The organism is Atopomonas sediminilitoris, from assembly GCF_022601735.1.
Classification (GTDB): domain Bacteria; phylum Pseudomonadota; class Gammaproteobacteria; order Pseudomonadales; family Pseudomonadaceae; genus Atopomonas; species Atopomonas sediminilitoris.
In genome coordinates this window covers 258019-274507 of record NZ_JAKUMM010000002.1, presented here as the reverse complement: position 1 = coordinate 274507, position 16489 = coordinate 258019, and the positions used below count along the sequence as shown (strand labels likewise).

The following is a 16489-nucleotide window of genomic DNA, read 5'->3' as shown; positions in this document are numbered from 1 at the left end:
GTCAGCCCCGACTGGCGGCTACCTCAGCGCGATCAAGCGGGGCGACATTCGCCCGCGGCAAACGACTTAACCACCACGCTTGCCCCAGCAACACGGATAACAAGCCCCACAACACCGGTTGCACAAGGCCCGCCAAAGCCAGCAATAGCCCCATGCCGCCTAAGCGCCAACGCTCCAGCCGATAAAAACGCGGACTGCCATCAAACAGCAGCCCTAGGCACAGCATGGCACCGACAATCCACAACGCCAGCAGCAGCGGCTGCCACCACAGCGCCTCACGCACGCCCAGCAAAAAGCCCAGCGCCAGCAGGTTAACCAGCACAAATTGTGCAAATCCATACCCCCACGCGCCTTGCGGCGTGCGGCTTGGGTAGTTTTGCGCGCCCATTTTTGGCCAACTCATGTGCTGCACATCGGCCGGACGCCAGCCGGTGGGCATCCACCATAGGCGTAACTTGTCGCGCCAAGCGCGCGTAGCGCAGGCATCGCGCCACAGCAGTTGCCACCACGAAAACTGCAGCCGTAGCGGATCAAAGGTGCTGACTGGCGTAGTCACACCGTAACGCACCGGCTCATCTTCAGCCTGAAAGGTGCCAAACAGCTTGTCCCACACGATAAACACACCGCCGTGATTACGGTCGATGTAGCGATCATTCTGACCGTGGTGCACACGATGGTGACTGGGCGTGACCAGCACTGACTCCAGCCACCCCATGCGCTGAATATGCTGGGTGTGAATCCAAAACTGATACGCCAACTGCACGCCCAGCAAGGTGATAAACACCGGCAGCGGCACCCCCAGCAGCGCCAGCGGCAAATAAAACGGCCAATCAAACGCAGTTTGGAAGGCGCCCTTACGCAGTGCCGTCGACAAGTTAAAGTCTTCGCTGGAGTGGTGCGGCTGATGCGCGCCCCACAGCAGGTTGTAACGGTGCAGCGTGCGGTGCGCCCAATAAAAGCAGCAATCCACCGCGATAAAGCCCAGCAGCCACAGCGACCAGGCATCCATCGCCCAATCCAGCAGGCGCGCATGCTCATACAGCCACGCATAAGGCACGATCAGCAGTAGGCGCAACGGCGCCTCCAGCAACACGCGCAACACTGCGGTTTGCATGCTGGTCGCGGCGTCAGCCAGCCGGTAGGTATGACGACCACTGGCGCGCTCGTACGCCAACTCCAAGGCAATCAGCAGCAGATATAAAGGAAACGCCAATACCGCAATATTCATCGCATCACATCCCAACGCTTTATTGCAGCCTAGCCAACACGCACCTACTTGCGCTTGGCTGAACCCGCCAAAGCAACCGGCACACAGCGCCACGCACGATTGCCGCCACCGCACGCGCAAGGCATGCTGCGCTTATGCACACCGTAGACACCTTCATCATCGGCGCAGGCGCTTTAGGCCTTGCCTGCGCGGCCAAGTTGGCGCAGCCAGCGCGCAGCTTGCTCATCGCCGAGCAAGCCACCCACATCGGCGCGCACACCTCTAGCCGCAACTCGGAAGTCATTCACGCCGGCCTGTACTACCCGCCCGACTCGCTCAAAGCGCAAGCCTGCATCGAGGGGCGCGAGCGTCTCTACCACTGGTGCGCCGCGCATCACGTGCCGTTTCAGCGCATCGGCAAACTGTTAGTGGCGGTGGATCAGGCCGAGCACGCTGCCCTCGCCCGTCTTCACCACAACGCCGAGCGCAGCGGAGTGCATGATCTTGAGCCGCTTAACCAAGCGCAGCTGCACAGCCTTGAGCCAGCGCTCAAAGGCGCCGCAGCACTGCTCTCGCCCAGCACCGGCATCATCGATAGCCACGCGTACTTGCAATCACTGTTAGCCGCAGCGCAGCGCAGCGGTGCCGACCTCGCGCTCGCCACCGTGGTCGAGGCGCTGCACCACGACGGCCAGTACTGGCATATTCACGGCCACAGTAGCGGCGAGCCGTTTAGCCTGTGCGCTGAGCGCGTGATCAACGCCGCCGGCTTGTGGGCCAGCAACGTAGCCACGCGCATCGAAGGCTTAAGCGCCGAGCACATCCCCAGCCAGCACAACTGCCGTGGTCACTACTTCAGCTACAGCGGTCGCAGCCCGTTTAGCCGCTTGATCTACCCCATGCCCGAGGCCAACAGTGCCGGGCTTGGCATCCACGCCACGCTCGATCTTGGCGGACAGCTGCGTTTTGGCCCTGATGTCGACTGGCATGTCGCGCCCAGCAGCCTAGGCAGTGAGCCCGATTACCGCTTTGACGAGCAGCGCCGCGCCGCCTTCGCACAAGCCATTCGCCGCTACTTCCCGACCTTGGATAGCCAACGCCTGCAGCCAGCCTACTGCGGCATTCGCCCCAAGCTCAGCGGCCCCGAGCAAGCCGCGGCGGATTTCTTTGTGCAAGGCCCGCGGGAACATGGTCTGCCGGCGCTGGTCAATCTGTATGGCATCGAGTCACCCGGACTCACCGCCAGCCTCGCTCTGGCCGAGCGCGTAGCCGCGCTGTTGACCTGAGCGGCGCGGCCGCATCCGGTATACTCGCCTCACACGCTGCACTCGGCTCATCGTTTACAAGGAAGCGCTATGAAGTCCCTGAGTAAATTGCTCGCCCTCTTATTGGTTGGCCTACTCCTGATGGTGATCGGCTTAGGCTTTGCCCTAACCCACCTGTTTGATCCCAACGACTACAAAGACGATATTCGCGCCCTTGCCCGTGATAAGGCAGGCATCGAACTGGCGCTCAACGGCGATCTCGGCTGGAGCTTGTTCCCGTGGCTTGGCCTTGAAATTCACGACGCCAGCGTCGCCAGCCTGCAAGCACCACAAGCCCCACTGGCCGATGTTAAGCGCTTAGGCTTTTCGGTCCGCGTATTGCCGCTGCTGCGCAAAGAAGTACAAATGAGCGCCATTCGGGTTGACGGCCTGACCCTCAACCTTGAGCGCAACCAACAGGGCCAAGGCAACTGGGAAACCGTCGGCAAGCCCGCCAACGCAGCCACACCCAGCAACGCCGAGACAAGCAGCGCTAACAGCAGCCCTGCTGCAGACAGCAGCAAGCCGCCGGTCAGTCTCAATATCGACAGCCTGAGCATCAACGATGCACAACTGAACTATCGCGATGCGAAAACCGGCGAGCAGTTCAGCGTTGAAAACCTGCAACTGAGCACCGGTGCCGTGGCCGAAGGCCAGCGTATCCCGCTAGAAATGCATGGCTTTTTCAGCATGGCCAAACCCCTGCTGCGCGCCCGTGCCGACCTTAAAGGCGGCCTGCGCTTTGATCTAGGCCTCAAGCGCTTTGCCTTTGAAGACCTGCACCTGCAGGGCGAAGCCAGCGGCGAACCGCTGAACGGCAAAACCCTCACCTTTACCGCGCAAGGCCAACTGCTGCTGGATCAAAGCGCACAATTGGCGCAATGGACTGGCCTGCAAATCAACGCCAACCAACTCAAAGCGCTGGGCGAAGTCACGGTTAAGCAACTGGACAAATCCCCCAAACTCAGCGGCAGCCTAAGCCTGGCTAACTTTGATGCCCGCGCCTTTATCGAAGGCTTAGGCCAAACCTTGCCCCCCATGCAAGATGGCAACAGCCTGCGCCGCGTCGAACTGTTTGCCCAGCTCGAGGGCAGCGACAAGCACCTGCGCTTGGACGACCTCAAGTTCAAACTCGATGACAGCCAGTTCACCGGCACCATCGGCATCGCCAGCTTTGCCAAGCAAGCCCTGCGCTTTGACTTAAATGGCGACAAACTCAACCTCGACAACTACTTGCCGCCCAAGAGCGAAGCGCAAACCGCCGAAGCCAAAGCCCGCAAAGCCCAAGTCAAAGACGCCCTAGGCACGCCCGGCGCAGGCACCACCGCCCTGCCGGATAAGCCGACCACCGAGACCTGGAGTGACGAACCACTGCTACCGCTAGAAGCCTTGCGCAAACTGGATATCGCCGGCAGCGTGACGATTAAGCAGCTAACCGTCGACGGCATTCCACTCGATAGCGTCAACGCCAAACTCAAAGCCAAACAAGGCGTGCTGACACTGGAACAATTCGGTGCCGGCGTGTTTGGCGGCAACGTCGGCGCCAGCGCCAAGCTCGACGCACAAAGCGACACGCCCACTCTCAGCATCAGCAAAGAGATCAAGGGCATCGCCATCGAGCAGGTCCTCAAGGCCCGCGATCAAGAGCAAGTGATCAAGGGCAGCTTGTTTTTCGACACCCAGCTCACCGCGCGCGGCAACAGCCTCAAGCGCATCATCAACAGCCTCAACGGCAACGCCCAATTCAGCCTGCGTGAAGGGGTGTTAGTCGGCGCCAATCTTGAGCAACAGTTGTGCGAAGGCATTGCCCTACTCAACCGCAAAGCCTTGAGCGCGCCAATCGAAGGCCGCGATACGGTGTTCCAGCAACTCGGCGGCACGCTGCGGATCAAGAACGGCATCGCCACCAACCGCGACCTTAAAGCCAATCTGCCAGGCCTGAGCGTGGCCGGCGAAGGGGATATCGACCTGCGTGTGCTGGGCATCGACTACCTGATCAAAATCCTGATCGAAGGCGACCGCCGCGATATGCCCGACGAAGCCTGTCAGGTTAACGAGCGCTTTGCCGGCATTGAGTGGCCACTGCGCTGCCGTGGCCCGATCGAGCTGGGCGCGCGCGCCTGCCGCCTTGATCAAGAAGGCATGGGCAAGATCACCGCACAACTGGCCGGCAAAAAACTCACCGACAAGCTCGAAGAAAAACTCGGCGACAAAGTCAGCCCCGAGCTGAAAGATGCCCTCAAAGGTCTGTTTGGCCGATGAGCCGCCATGACGCCTGAGGCCTTTAGCAACGCCGTGCTGGCGTGGTATGACCAGCACGGCCGCAAAGACTTACCTTGGCAGCACGACATCAGCCCCTACCGCGTGTGGGTGTCGGAAATCATGCTGCAACAAACTCAAGTCAGCACTGTGCTCGGCTACTTCGACCGCTTTATGCACGCACTGCCCGACGTACACGCCTTGGCCGCTGCCAGCGAAGACCAAGTGCTGCACCTCTGGACTGGGCTCGGCTACTACAGTCGCGCGCGCAACCTGCACAAAACCGCCCAGCAAGTCGTCACCCAGTTTGGCGGCGAGTTTCCCGCTAGCGTCGAGCAGCTCTGCACCTTGCCCGGCATTGGCCGCTCCACCGCAGGCGCCATCGCCAGCCTCAGCATGGGCATCAACGCGCCGATTCTCGACGGCAACGTCAAGCGCGTCCTAGCGCGTTTTCTCGCCCAAACCGGCTGGCCCGGCGACAGCGCCACCAGCAAAGCCCTATGGGCCGCTGCCGAGCGCTACACCCCCAACCAGCGCGGCCATCACTACACCCAGGCAATGATGGATCTAGGCGCCACCCTGTGCACCCGCAGCAAACCGCAATGCCTACTGTGCCCACTGGCCAGTCACTGCCAAGCGCGCCTGCTGGGCACCCCAACGGCGTTCCCTGAATCCAAGCCGCGCAAAGTCTTACCGCAAAAACAAGTGGTGATGCCGCTGTTTGCCCATAACGGCCATGTGCTGCTGTATAAACGCCCCAGCCAAGGCCTGTGGGGCGGCCTGTGGAGCCTGCCCGAACTCGATCAAACCGACGCCATCGCCACACAAGCCGCGCAACTGCAGCTAAACACCGGCGAGCATCAGGCACTGCCCAGCCTTACGCACACCTTCAGCCACTTTCAGCTACAGATCAGCCCCGTACTGATCCACTGCCAAGCAAGCCCCAGCGTGGCCGAAGGCGACTGGCTTTGGTATAACCTCAGCGCGCCGCCAACCCTAGGCTTGGCCGCCCCCGTGCAAAAACTGCTACAGCAGGCCGCTGAACATTTAACCCGCTGCTGAGCCACCAACCAGCAGCTTGCGTGATTCGCGCCAACGAGGAAGCCCACATGGCCCGCATGATTACCTGCCGCAAATACCAGCAACAACTCGAAGGCCTAGACCGCCCGCCCTACCCCGGCGCCAAAGGTCAGGACATCTTCGACAACATCTCAAAAAAAGCTTGGGATGAATGGCAAAAGCACCAAACCATGCTGATCAACGAACGCCGCCTGAACATGATGAACGGCGAAGATCGTAAATTCCTGCAAACCGAGATGGACAAGTTCTTCTCAGGCCAAGACTACGCCCAAGCCGAAGGCTACGTGCCGCCCAGCGAATAAACCAACACGCAGAAAAAAGCCCGCAACTCGCGGGCTAATTCACGCCAAAAACCATGCAATAAAAAACCCCGAAGCCTTTCAGCTTCGGGGTTTAAAAATTAGTGGTGCCAGAGACAGAACCAAACCGAACCAATAACTAGCTGTAATTAAAGGATATTTTTATTGGCGTTGTTTGCCGGTGCCACCAAATATACCCCCAAAATTAAAAGTACCCCCTAGCCAGTCATAACAAGTTGCTCCAGCAGTCGGTCGAGCGTCATTCCGATAGCCGGTCGCTGGTCAGTTCACCTCGCAGCACGAAACGTGCACGCACCGTTTAACCCAAAGCATGAATTTTGCGGAAACAGAAAAACGGTTCCCCCTGTCGTTCGGAAGCCTAAGCAGCTTTGGCTTTTTGCCTCCCCCCTCCCTGTGTGGTTTCGTTGGTGGCGGTTTCGGGCTTAGCGCCAGTCAATGCACAGCCCAAGCCTTGCGGCCTTGTAGCTCGCCATGACCGAAAAGACAGAGCATTGCAACGAAACCGAAACGCTCAACCTCAGTGTCTTCAAGCCTGATTTTACAAGCTCATAGGTAGACAGTTTCGGCAGCAATGGAATAGTGTCACAAAGAGTTCTGCTCGCGCACTAAGTCGAGCAGCTTAGGCTTGTCATCCATGTCGCAAAAACTCGCTGATCAATGTCGCGTTTAACCGCACGAGATCAAGGCTAGTCAAGGGATTACCGACTGACAAGGAACGTTATGCGACACAAGTGGCGGAAAAAATTACCCCACTTTTGTCGTCTACTTATAGTTAGGGCGCTTGAAATCGTGTTGGTAAACCATGCAACCACAACGCATCCACACGCTGCTTTTCAGCGCGCGGTTTTGTCGTTAGCTTTGGTGTTTTGCTCAAGCTCGGCGGCGCCGTTTACAGGTTCGCCAGCGGGTTATTTGCGGTAAACAAGGGAAGGTTTTGACAGCATGGATCGAGTCGCAAATAACTACTTGGGTCATCGCCAACTTCGGCGTGTATCGCCATTTCGTTCGGGTGTTGCCTGTAGCTTCGCAGCTACAACTTTGCATCCTAACAATGCGCTCAACGCCGCTCACTTCGTTCGCTGGACTGCCAAAAGCTGCGCTTTTGTCAGCCCGTTAGCTTAATCGTTAGGCGCATTCAATTCGTGGTCATAAAGCACCCAGCCACAACGCAGCCACACGCTGCTTTTCAGCGCGCTGTTTTGTCGTTAGCTTTAGTGTTTCGTTCAAGCTCCGCGGTGCTGCTTGCAGGTTCGCCGGCGGGTTATTTGCGGTAAGCAAAGGAAGGTTTTGACAGCATGGATCGGGTCGCAAATAACTACGTGTTTCGTCTTAACGCCGTGTGCGTTACGCCTTTTCGTTTGGGTGTTACCTGCAGCCTCACGGCTACAACTTGGCATCCTAACAATGCGCTCAACGCCACTCGTTTCACTCGCTGGACCGCCAAAAGCTGCGCTTTTGTCGGCCCGTTAGCTTAATCGTTATGTGCATAATGACCCTACTCCTTAAAGCCACCCACATAGTTCTTGCTTGCTTAGGCATAATTCTTGGCATCACAATATCCTTCATTGCACTTGAGAACTACAACCAAGGACGACCAGATTTAGCCCCTTGGCGCTTTGGCATGTCTGTTTTTTTAACGCTCTACGCTTCAGCTCAGCTAGTCACAGCCTTCAAAGTAAAAATCACATCACCCCATCTCTTTATTTTCCCAACAATTTATATTTTCTTTGCAGCCTTCTGGGAGCACTCTAGCCGCGGCTATATTAAAAATTGGGCGCCTTCACCCAGCGGAGAAGCAAAAATTCAAAACCTAATTTGCCTAACAATAATTATCGCAACACTAATAATAGCAACGCGATCAATTATAAAAACCCACCGCCATAAACATAATTAATGCACATAACAATGCGCTCAAGTCGTTCGCTTCGCTCACTGGGACTGGCTAAAGCCAGCCCCTTAGCTTAATCGTTATATGCCTAGCTCAATCCGCATCAACTTCTAGGGAAAGACATGAAATTTATAACCAAATTAAAAATCACCCTAATAATTACTCTTACCGCAGGACATGCTTACGCAATCGACACAAAGGAAAAAATTGAGCATTTAATGGCATCTGTTGAAAAAGAATGCGCGGGGTATGCAAGCGTACTTACAAATGCCAAGTGGGAGGTCGTTACAAGCAAAGTTAAAGAGCAGGGAAAAGAAATCCCAGACAACTACCGAGACTCGCTTTACAAAGTCGAGCTACACCAGTGCGTAACAGTACAAAAAATACAAATCATGGAAATGCTTAAAGGCATTACCCCAGAGAGCGAGTGGTCAAAAATGGACGGCGAAACCATTCTTAAAAAGCTCGACACTGAATTAAAAAAAACAATATAAATCTTAGGCGAGCATCAATCGCAAGCGCAATAGTCATATAACAATGCGCTCAAGTCGCTCGTTTCACTCGCTGGGACGGGCTAAAGCCCGCCCCTTAGCTTAATCGTTAGGCGCATTCAATTTCGTGGTCACAAAGCACTCAGCCACAACGCAGCCACACGCCACTTTTCAGCGCGCTGTTTTGTCGTTAGCTTTGGTGTTTTGTTCAAGCTCCGCGGTTCCGTTTGCAGGTTCGCCGGCGGGTTATTTGCGGTAAACAAAGGAAGGTTTTGGCAGCATGGATCGAGTCGCAAATAACTACTTTAGTCATCTTCCACTTCGGCGTTCTTGGCCTTTTCGTTTGGGTGTTGCCTGCGGCTTCGCAGCTACAACTTCGCATCCTAACAATGCGCTCAACGCCGCTCGTTTCACTCGCTGGACTGCCAAAAGCTGCGCTTTTGTCAGCCCGTTAGCTTAATCGTTAGGCGCATTTGATTCGTGGCTATCGAGCACCTCGCCACAACGCAGCCACAGGCCGCTTTTCAGCGCGCTGTTTTGTCGTTAGCTTTGGTGTTTTGCTCAAGCTCCGCGGTGCCGTTTGCAGGTTCGCCGTCGGGTTATTTGCGGTAAACAAAGGAAGGTTTTGACAGCATGGATCGAGTCGCAAATAACTACTTTAGTCATCGCTCGCTTCGGCGTGAATCGCCATTTCGTTTGGGTGTTGCCTGCGGCTTCGCAGCTACAACTTCGCATCCTAACAATGCGCTCAACGCCGCTCACTTCGTTCGCTGGACTGCCAAAAGCTGCGCTTTTGTCAGCCCGTTAGCTTAATCGTTAGGCGCATTCAATTCGTGGTCATAAAGCTCTCAGCCGCAACTCAGCCACACGCTGCTTTTCAGCGCGCGGTTTTGTCGTTAGTTTTGGTGTTTCGCTCAAGCTCCGCGGTGCCGTTTGCAGGTTCGCCGACGGGTTATTTGCGGTAAACAATGGAAGGTTTTGACAGCATGGATCGAGTCGCAAATAACTACTTGGGTCATCTTCAACTTCGGCGTTCTTGGCCTTTTCGTTTGGGTGTTGCCTGTAGCTTCACAGCCACAACGTCGCATCCTAACAATGCGCTCAACGCCGCTCACTTCGTTCGCTGGACTGCCAAAAGCTGCGCTTTTGTCAGCCCGTTAGCTTAATCGTTAGCGGTATAGGAGAGTCTGCACCGTGTCATGGATCGAAAAATTTTATGGCAGTGAGAGACCGAACTTTTTAAGAGTTTTGATTTTCAGTATATTTTATATATCCATCATACTTTGGTTTTACGGCTGGCGGGCAGACTTCACTCCTTCTTCGGAATGGAAAGATTTTGGGATGCATATATCTATTTACATATCTGCCATTTACTGCCCAGTGCTTTATTTGCTAGCAACAACCCAGAAACCCATAATAAAAATATTCAAATCTTATATTGGACGTATATTTCAGTTCTTGTTCATGGCCGTAGTCATGACTTTTATCTTTTGGGGCGTGGTAGTTCACGGCGCCGCCGACCTACTCACCCAAATTATAGGAAAACCAACAACTATTGAATCTGAATTAAGTAAAACATACAGCGCGAGCAGGCGAAGCTGCGATTTTCGCCTTGAGGGTGATGCAATAAAAGAAGCCATGCCTAGCTACATTTGCATATCTGAGCTTCTCTACTCCGAACTACCAGCACAGCAAAAATTTAAGCTTGAAGGGCAAAGTAGCTATTTAGGCTTTCACATAGAAAAAATAGATACCAAGTAACACCGCTAACAAATGGTTCAAATCGTTCGCTTCGCTCACTGGGACGGGCTAAAGCCCGCCCCTTAACCAAACGTTAGGGCGCTTGAAATCGTGTTGGTAAACCATGCAATCACAACGACACCACACGCTGCTTTTCAGCATGCTGTTTTGTCGTTAGCTTTGGTGTTTTGTTCAAGCTCCGCGGTGCCGTATTCAGGTTCGCCGACGGGTTATTTGCGGTAAGCAATGGAAGGTTTTGACAGCATGGATCGGGTCGCAAATAACTACTTAGCCAACCGCCCGCTTCGGCGTGTATCGCCATTTCGTTCGGGTGTTGCCTGTAGCTTCTCAGCTACAACTTCACATCCTAACAATGCGCTCAACGCCGCTCACTCCGTTCGCTGGACTGCCAAAAGCTGCGCTTTTGTCAGCCCGTTAGCTTAATCGTTATACGCAATGAGGATCGCATGCGCACTCAAACCCTAACAAACGAAAAATTAAGTACTACTGACATGAAGGCAATTTTTGAAGAAATTGTCCCGTCAAACATAAAAGATCAAATTATTAAACACGCGCAATGGCTTGACGGATCACCTGAGCTAGAGCAAATAAATGCATTCAACGAAATCTCCGAAATATTTCCAAGCTGGCCATACGAACTAAAGGCCTATGCATACAAATTCAAAGAGCCAGCTAACGAGATAGTTTCCAGTCTCAGCATTCCAGAAAAAGAAAAAAGAATTGCATGGTTCAATTTAATAAAGATTTTTGCCATTCTTGGCCCGGAACACACCGCCGGGCAAAGCGTATAACAATGCGCTCAACGCCGCTCACTTCGTTCGCTGGACGTCAAAAAGCTGCGCTTTTTGCCGCCCGTTAGCTTAATCGTTAGGTTCACATCATGAACTGGGTTGTTCTCATACTCGTATCCATATTCACAGCCTTCGTGAACCTTTTATTTCTGAGTAGCAATACAGAAACAAATCAAAAGCCAATAATAATTTTCAACTGCATAATGCTCGCTGGTTATTTACTCATGTACATTTTTTACGGCAGCAAACGCCAAAGCACACTAGAAATCTGGCTTCCTATAAAGTCAAAAATCAAAGCAGTTCTTTTACGTATTTTAGTGCTTGGACTTTGCCTGGCAGCTCTACCGTTAGCATATAAATTATCGCAAGCATCTGAATGCACGGACTTCTTAGTGCACAGTAAAGGGGCAACCTTAAGCTGGGTACTGTCCTTAATGTGCAAGCTAACAGGGCCCATAATTCCCGCAATTCTTGTGCTTTTTCTAATGGCTTGGGCGCTTCCAAGCCTAGTAAAAATTGTCTGGCAAAGAACCTAACAAATGGTTCAAATCGTTCGCTTCGCTCACTGGGACGGGCTAAAGCCCGCCCCTTAACCAAACGTTATATGCCAACCATGTACGAAGAATATTGCGCCGACTACTCATTTAAATCCGACTTCAAGCCTGAGTTCGTATCCCTCTGGGATGGCTGGCTTGGGAAAGACAACCTTCATAAGCTTGATGAGGTTACGCCCATAGAATGGGGTAAATTCAATTCCCTTTTAAGGCAGTTGTCGCAGCACTACACCCTGCTTGCAATTTCTCACGAAACCAAACAGGTTGCTCAGGTTTTTGATATCGAGGCATATCTTTCAACATATGAACAAGCAATGAACAAAGAATCCGACCAATTCTCTGCTTTTATTATCCAAGAGCTTTCTTGTGCAATAAGCGAGAGCTGGGATCACACCTACATTATTTGGCACAGAGGTAAAGGCGAAATCGAGTTGTTATCGCCACACATAAAAGCTTGTAACCTTGAGCACTTCTGCGGGTAGTCATATAACTACTGGTTCAAGTCGTTCGCTTTACTCACTGGGACCGGCTAAAGCCGGCCCCTTAACCAAACGTTAGAGGCTAATCAAGCCGGGAGAACGCATGAAACTTGAGGATCTTGTCGAAGGCCAGGAGTTTTATGGGGTGCTCGGGCAGCTCGTTCGAGATCACGATGGCAAAAGAAAGCGAGTAATTACAACCGAAGGGCAAGTCATTCCTGCCGGTATTTACATAGAATGTTCCAAGGCCGTGAGAGAAGCTAACGAGCTAGGAACAATCTTCAAAATAAACATTGGCGTTTCTAGAAAGCCTGTTGGCGTCTTATACCTTCACTCACTAAGAAAGCAGGAACTACTTACAGTCAATGAATGGTCGCAAAAATATGGCAGATACTGAGTCGCCTCTAACAAGTCGCTCAAATCGCTCACTTCGCTCGCTGGGACGGGCTAAAGCCCGCCCCTTAGCTTAATCGTTATGTGGTCCCATGGTAAGGAGAAACTATGGATAGTTTAAGCTTTCAGAAATTTGCTTTCGCGTTAGTTATCGCCATTGTTGTCGGGGGAGTGTTCGGGTACTTCTTCTACGATAATTACGGAACAGGACTTCGTTTCTACACGGATACTCAGTTCCAAGCATTTCACCAGGAGAGGTTTAATTTAACTGTTTTCTCTACCATTGCCGTGAGCCTGGTGACGTTTTTTGGATTGCGATTCTTCACAAAATGAAAACAGGCGCAAGCATGCTAGATTCTCAAGTGAATCAATTCAGGGTAGAGCAGACAGAGATTAGCTCCCGCACTAAATCGCGCACACAGATCAAGTTGGCGAAATTTGAGCTTATTCAAGCTCTAGCCTGTTATTGCCTTGCGGCGTTGTGTGTCACGGGTGGAGTGATTCTCATTGGCTTAGGAGCTACCGGAGAAATCGCGTTAGCCGTCGAATATGCAGGTTGGAAAGCAACATTTATCAATTTAAGCCCCGGCGCATTTATCTTTCTAGTGGGCGTTGGTTTCGCATGGTTTGGCCGGTACAGATTTAGGCACACCACATAACCATGTGGTCAAAGGGACGCCAACTACGCTGCGCTCCGTTGCCGCCCGTTACCACTGGCGTTAGGCGCATTTGAATCGTGGTTATCAAACACCTCGCCACAACTCAGCCGCAGGCCACTTTTCAACGCGCGGTTTTGTCGTTAGCGTTGGTGTTTCGTTCAAGTTCCGCGGCGCCGTTTACAGGTTCGCCGTCGGGTTATTTGCGGTAAACAAAGGAAGGTTTTGACAGCATGGTTCGAGTCGCAAATAACTGCTTAGGTCATCGCCCGCTTCGGCGTTGTTGGCCTTTTCGTTTCGGTGTTGCCTGCGGCTTCACAGCCACAACTACGCATCCTAACAATGCGCTCAACGCCGCTCGTTTCACTCGCTGGACCGCCAAAAGCTGCGCTTTTGTCGGCCCGTTAGCTTAATCGTTAGGCGCATTTGAATCGTGGTTATCAAACACCTCGCCACAACGCAGCCGCAGGCCGCTTTTCAGCACGCTGTTTTGTCGTTAGCTTTGGTGTTTTGCTCAAGCTCCGCGGTGCCGCTTACAGGTTCGCCGGCTCTGTAAACTGTGCCGTTATTGGCACTTAGTGCGGGTTTCGGTACTCCAGAGGGTTAGCTAGTAGCGGAGCGGTGGTGTGCTGCGTTCTCGCTGTGGACCGCTTGTGGTCTCTGCGGTATAAGCCTCTCAATGCTGTATGGGTAAGGCTTGCGAAAGCTGCGAAAGTTGCGAAGGAAGCGCCGAAAGCCTTGTGTTTGCGGGGCTTCTTGCAAGACACCCAATCTGCGAATGGCTGCGAAAGTTGCGAATCTCCCTACGGCTTCGCAGTTTCTTCGCAAGCCTTCGCAGCGCTTTCGCACGCTGTAAGCCCTGTATTTGCAGGGGCTTCGCAGTTTTCGCAGCTTTCGCAGCCCGTTAGATTTACCAGTTGGCGTGATAGGTATTGCCGGCCAGATTTAGCCATCGATGAGACAACAGCACGGCCAGTAGTTCGTCACGGCGTTTTGCTTTGCGCGCTATAGGCGGCCCGTCCTTCACCAGCTTGGCCCCTGAAAACTCCCGCCACTCTTTAGCCTTGAGCCAATCCAAAAGGCGCTGGGCTTCCACCAGTTCTTGGGGTGGCTTTCCGCCCTCGATGTATTGCGCCCACTGCTCGACGGAATAGCGCACCACGGCGCAGGCGCTTTGCATATCGGCCGGGGTTATCTGGCTGTGCTTGTTGATGAAAGCAAAGACGGTGGCAAGGCGTCGTGCTTGCTCACCTGCTCGGCTAGCGAACGGGCGTAAGTCGGCCAGCTTGCCTTGGTGCTTTTGCTCGCGTTCCATCTCGTTAAAGAAGGCAGTCCAGACGCCCTTGGCATCGCCGCTTAGGTCAATCACTGGGGCGTCAATCCCTCCACCATGACCAGCGCGGCGCGGGTGCGTTTGGCGATCTTCCAGCAGCGCCCACCACGTTTGCAGGCGCGGGTCATTGTCGGGTTTGTTTAACTCGCGCTCTGGGGTAACAAACCGTGTGCCGGCAATGCTCTTGCAATAGGCCAGCAGGAAGCGCGGTAGAAAGCCTTGGCCAAGTAGGACGGGGTCAGCCAGTGCGGCGCAAACGGTGACGTCCTGAGCTAATAACGAAACACTGAATGACCGATCAAAGGCCACGCCTGAGCCTTCTAGGTTGCTCTTGGCTCGGTCACGCTCCACGCGCCCGCTATCAAACAGCTTTGCCAGCCCTCCAAGTATGGCGGCGCGGTTGTCGCCTTTCATGCTGTGGCCGCCTAGCATCTGGCCACCTTCGTCGGTGTCCCAACTGGCGACCAATCCACCAGCTAGAAAGTGGCTCGTTATGCTTTCAAAACTACAGTCAGAAAACAGCGTGCGCGGGTCTAACGGTGGCGGGTTTTCCTGCTCCCACTCTTTGGCTTTCCTTGGCTCTTGCGCGGCCCGATCTGCAAGCCAGTCTTTCATGGCTTGGCCGTGGTTGATGCGTTCGGCCTTCTCTTTGGCGTCAATGGGCTTAAAGGCCATGCGACGGCATGTGCTCTTGCGGTCGCCACTATCAGCCAGCGCCAGCAGATACATACCACAAGGCATCCCGCCACCTTCGGCGCGTGGTGCGTTAATGCGCCCTTGTGCGACGGTGACAGCAGCAGCCAGCACGCTCATAGCGGCCAGTTCGGGCGGCGCTTGAACGTGCCATGCTACCGCCTCGGCAGCATCCTTAATCACGGGCGGCAGGTCAGCCACGGGGAAAGGCAAGTGCGCTTGCTGCTCGAACAATGGCACCGGTTCTGGCTTAACGCTGGCGGTGGGTAGCGGCATTACTTCGCCACTGTGGGCCAGCTTCTCGGGGTTGAGGTAGTCAGTCATTAGCGGGCCTCCAGCATGAATTGGCGCAGGTCGTTAAAGTCGCTCAGGTGGTCGGGTGCGCCTTGCGGCCAGTCCGGTTTAATAGCGCCCACGCCAAGCGCTCGGGCGGCTTGGTTGCCAGCAGTGATGCCGGGGTTGCCGGTGGTCTTGCGGTCATCATCGCAGGCGATCACCAGCACAGCGGCAGGGTGGCGGCGTTGTACCTCTTGCCCCACGGCTAGCAGGTTGCCCGCATTCATGGCGGCAACCACGGCGCAGCCTGTCGATTCATACAGTGTTGCGCCGGTTGCCCAACCTTCGCAGACGTAAACGGTCTGGCCGGCCTCGATGGTGCCAAAGTACGCGCCAGCGCCTTTAACCCTCCCGCCAGTGTTGAACAGCTTGAAGCCTTGGCGGTTGATGGTTTGCAGGTTTACCAAACAGCCCTTAACCAGCAGCGGCACTAGCAGCAGGTCGCCCCGTTGGCGCAGGTGATGCGGCTGGCAGCCCTTGGCGGCTAGGTAGGGATGGGAAGCGCTCGCCGGCTTTGCGGATTGCCAAAGCTCAGCGGCGCGGATGGCGGCGGCGTGGTGGCGCTGCTTGGTTTCTTCTTCGCGCTTGCGCTTGGCCTCGGCTACTTGGCGCGCTAGCTGTTGGCGATCTATCGGGCTGGCGTCTTTGTTTAGGCACCATGTGACGGTGTCGCCCGTTTTCCAGCTTCCAAAGCAGCCACGGGGGCGGCCATCCATGTGCAGGACATACCAGCAATTACGCGCACCGGCTTTGTCGCCCTCGCCACGAAAGCGGCGTATTTGGCCGTCTGGCACTGGGTAGGGCGCACGCTGGCCGTGTACAGCTTGCAGGGCGTGCCAAAACGCGCTTTGCACTTCGTTGGTGGTGTAGTGGGTCATCATTGCTTCACCTCCGGATGGTGGGCGGCGCGTGTTGCGATTGTTTGGGCTTTCATCAGGCAAGCC

At 54.4% G+C, this 16489-nt stretch carries 15 protein-coding genes; 12 read left to right on the top strand and 3 right to left on the bottom strand.

Annotation, left to right across the window (positions count from 1 at the left end; all coding sequences use genetic code 11):
- Nucleotide 1: 1 nt before the first annotated feature.
- The gene (locus tag MKI83_RS03770; protein WP_241583472.1) at nt 2-1228 is read right to left on the bottom strand and encodes a sterol desaturase family protein; all 1227 of its coding nucleotides are present in this window, start codon (nt 1226-1228) and stop codon (nt 2-4) included.
- Nucleotides 1229-1362: 134 nt separating this feature from the next.
- Between MKI83_RS03770 and MKI83_RS03765 the strand changes: the two genes are divergently transcribed.
- The 12 genes from MKI83_RS03765 (at nt 1363) to MKI83_RS03710 (ending at nt 13186) form a co-directional block, all read left to right on the top strand.
- Nucleotides 1363-2493, top strand: coding sequence for an NAD(P)/FAD-dependent oxidoreductase (locus MKI83_RS03765; RefSeq protein ID WP_241583470.1), 1131 nt, complete (start codon nt 1363-1365; stop codon nt 2491-2493).
- 69 nt (nt 2494-2562) lie between these two features.
- Nucleotides 2563-4773, top strand: a complete 2211-nt coding sequence (locus MKI83_RS03760) for an AsmA family protein (protein WP_241583468.1) — start codon at nt 2563-2565, stop codon at nt 4771-4773.
- Between the two features lie 6 nt (nt 4774-4779).
- The gene (gene mutY, locus MKI83_RS03755) at nt 4780-5832 is read left to right on the top strand and encodes an A/G-specific adenine glycosylase (RefSeq protein ID WP_241583466.1); all 1053 of its coding nucleotides are present in this window, start codon (nt 4780-4782) and stop codon (nt 5830-5832) included.
- A gap of 47 nt (nt 5833-5879) precedes the next feature.
- A complete protein-coding gene (locus tag MKI83_RS03750; protein ID WP_241583464.1) occupies nt 5880-6152 on the top strand; it encodes an oxidative damage protection protein in 273 nt (90 codons plus the stop codon).
- Nucleotides 6153-7659: 1507 nt separating this feature from the next.
- On the top strand, nt 7660-8064 hold the full coding sequence (locus tag MKI83_RS03745) for a hypothetical protein (RefSeq protein WP_241583463.1): 405 nt from the start codon (nt 7660-7662) through the stop codon (nt 8062-8064).
- Between the two features lie 116 nt (nt 8065-8180).
- Entirely contained in the window at nt 8181-8552 is a 372-nt protein-coding gene (locus MKI83_RS03740) for a hypothetical protein (RefSeq protein ID WP_241583462.1), read from the top strand.
- A 1191-nt stretch (nt 8553-9743) separates the two neighbouring features.
- Nucleotides 9744-10310 (top strand): hypothetical protein, encoded by a 567-nt coding sequence (locus tag MKI83_RS03735; protein WP_241583461.1) that lies wholly within the window; start codon nt 9744-9746, stop codon nt 10308-10310.
- Nucleotides 10311-10756: 446 nt separating this feature from the next.
- Complete coding sequence (locus MKI83_RS03730; protein WP_241583460.1) at nt 10757-11101, top strand: hypothetical protein; 345 nt, start codon at nt 10757-10759, stop codon at nt 11099-11101.
- 613 nt (nt 11102-11714) lie between these two features.
- Nucleotides 11715-12137 carry a hypothetical protein gene (locus MKI83_RS03725; RefSeq protein WP_241583459.1) on the top strand — a complete coding sequence of 141 codons (423 nt, stop codon included), beginning with the start codon at nt 11715-11717 and terminating at the stop codon, nt 12135-12137.
- 100 nt (nt 12138-12237) lie between these two features.
- Nucleotides 12238-12531: a hypothetical protein gene (locus MKI83_RS03720; RefSeq protein ID WP_241583458.1), complete on the top strand. Its 294-nt coding sequence runs from the start codon at nt 12238-12240 to the stop codon at nt 12529-12531.
- A gap of 104 nt (nt 12532-12635) precedes the next feature.
- Nucleotides 12636-12860 carry a hypothetical protein gene (locus tag MKI83_RS03715; RefSeq protein WP_241583457.1) on the top strand — a complete coding sequence of 75 codons (225 nt, stop codon included), beginning with the start codon at nt 12636-12638 and terminating at the stop codon, nt 12858-12860.
- Between the two features lie 14 nt (nt 12861-12874).
- On the top strand, nt 12875-13186 hold the full coding sequence (locus MKI83_RS03710) for a hypothetical protein (protein WP_241583455.1): 312 nt from the start codon (nt 12875-12877) through the stop codon (nt 13184-13186).
- Between the two features lie 907 nt (nt 13187-14093).
- On the opposite strand, the gene MKI83_RS03705 is transcribed toward MKI83_RS03710, so the two are convergent.
- Both MKI83_RS03705 and MKI83_RS03700 read right to left on the bottom strand, forming a co-directional pair.
- Nucleotides 14094-15533, bottom strand: coding sequence for a DUF3987 domain-containing protein (locus tag MKI83_RS03705; protein ID WP_241583453.1), 1440 nt, complete (start codon nt 15531-15533; stop codon nt 14094-14096).
- Nucleotides 15533-16426, bottom strand: a complete 894-nt coding sequence (locus tag MKI83_RS03700; RefSeq protein WP_241583452.1) for a toprim domain-containing protein — start codon at nt 16424-16426, stop codon at nt 15533-15535. The genes MKI83_RS03705 and MKI83_RS03700 overlap by 1 nt, the downstream gene beginning before the upstream one ends.
- Nucleotides 16427-16489: the final 63 nt, after the last annotated feature.